Below are 1,726 nucleotides of genomic sequence, written 5' to 3'. Positions count from 1 at the left end.
ATCCTATCTAGATATTCATAAGTTTCGGGAAGCTCGCAACCGCTATCTGTAAAAACATATTCCAATTCAAGCTCAGGATATTTGTCACGCATATATACTGCTAATGCAGCACTGTCTTTTCCACCCGAGAGGGCCAGAATATGACGTTCGTTTTTACTATTTCTCATTTATCAACACCATCCAACAGCTCTTCGGCAAGAGCTACTAATATCGCCTGGGCTTCATCTCGAGAGTTTTTAGAAATAATATCTTTAGCCTTCTTCTTTCCTTTATAATTCTCATCAGCTCCAGTAATAACTGCACGTCTAATTGAACCATCGGGCATCATCATGCTAATCACCCTTGCTCCCTCCCGTGATAATTTGGCCTTAACTGAGGCAAGGGTTTCAAGATGATTAATCCGGTTGGCATAATCATGTAATCTGGCTTCAAAGATGGCAAGGTCATTATCATTCCATGACTCAATCGGCTTACCCATGATTAACCCAGCGATACCCTTAACCCATTCGGCTGCATTATGGCTATCACGTTTCATAGCTAGAAGAAGCTGTTTTACTTCCCCGTCATTACAAATTTTTACTAGGGGCTTCACTCTATTGCGTTGGCTTTCTATTAACCGGTCTAGCGTGTCGCATTTAAAAACAGCTAACGCAACTTTCTGTATTTCTTTATTGAGATTAGGGAAAGCTTGCGACAATTCGTATAATGCAGTATGAAGCTTATTTTGAAGATGCTTATTCATCGGGATAGTTTCTTTTGCATCTACCTTGACACCAACAGCTTTTGGCAAGTCTTCAAAGATAAGGCGAGCAGGATCCACCGAGTTTTGGATCGCTAAACGTACTCGTCTCGCTTCTCGTGAAATTTGCTTTGTATTTTTTGTATACGCTGGAAGAGATTCTATAAAATTAACCAGCGGGCCTACTACACTGATCAAGTTCGCATTACGCAGCCCAGGCTTACCTTCTATACGCACGGCTTTTAAAAGATTTTTATATGTACTAAATACCGCCCGATCGATATCTGTAAAAATATACTTTCTTAAAGTAAATAAATCCGGACGTTTGATCATTAGAGCCGCTTCAGCAGCGCTTAAATAGGGTCGATAGGTACCCTCCTGAAAAACCGCAACACTCTCTGCATGGACAATTAGATATAAATTAATATATATCGGCGCCGGCCCCTGCCTTAGGCCAAAAGGCGGCGCTTTAAGCAAATCAAGAATATCTTCTACCGTTATCCCTTCCTTTGCGCTATCCAAACACTGGTCAATCAGAGTCCATAACGCTTGATACTTATTATTTTGGTTTATGCCCAAGGTAAATTGCCAGCATCCGGTTTGTTCATCTTTTACATGTAAGCCTTCGCGCCGCAACAAAGATTTATATATGGCCACCTCGGGGCCAAAACCTTGCAATTCCAGGTTCTTTTCCTCTTCATTGGTAATCATTGCTTCTACAAGGACACGTCGAGCGCGAGAAGCAGCGCTGGACAATCTTTCATAACTGATCATTTCATTTCTTACTGGAGGGCAATCACAATAATATTTGTCACATAAATCGGAAAGAACAGTTGATAGCATTTTTGCATTTGTTATAGATACTTGATCCTGTTCTACATACCAGGTAACTTTAGCGGTCTCAGGTGTAAATAACTGCTCAAGGTATAAGCGAAAATTTTCTTCGGCAGCCTTAATTCTAAATTTAATTTCTTTTCGAGCGACACT

At 40.7% G+C, this 1,726-nt stretch carries 2 protein-coding genes; both read right to left on the bottom strand.

Annotated elements, in window-relative coordinates:
• On the bottom strand, positions 1-167 hold a 167-nt coding region (locus GX348_11420), incomplete at its 3' end, for a phosphoadenosine phosphosulfate reductase family protein (GenBank protein NLP42765.1).
• Positions 164-1,726, bottom strand: a 1,563-nt coding sequence (locus tag GX348_11415) for a hypothetical protein (protein NLP42764.1), incomplete at its 5' end; no start/stop codon positions are given. The genes GX348_11420 and GX348_11415, both read right to left, overlap by 4 nt.

Source organism: Veillonellaceae bacterium (assembly GCA_012523975.1).
Classification (GTDB): domain Bacteria; phylum Bacillota; class Negativicutes; order JAAYSF01; family JAAYSF01; genus JAAYSF01.
Note: the sequence above shows the minus strand (reverse complement) of the source record. Positions and strands in the feature narration are given on the sequence as shown.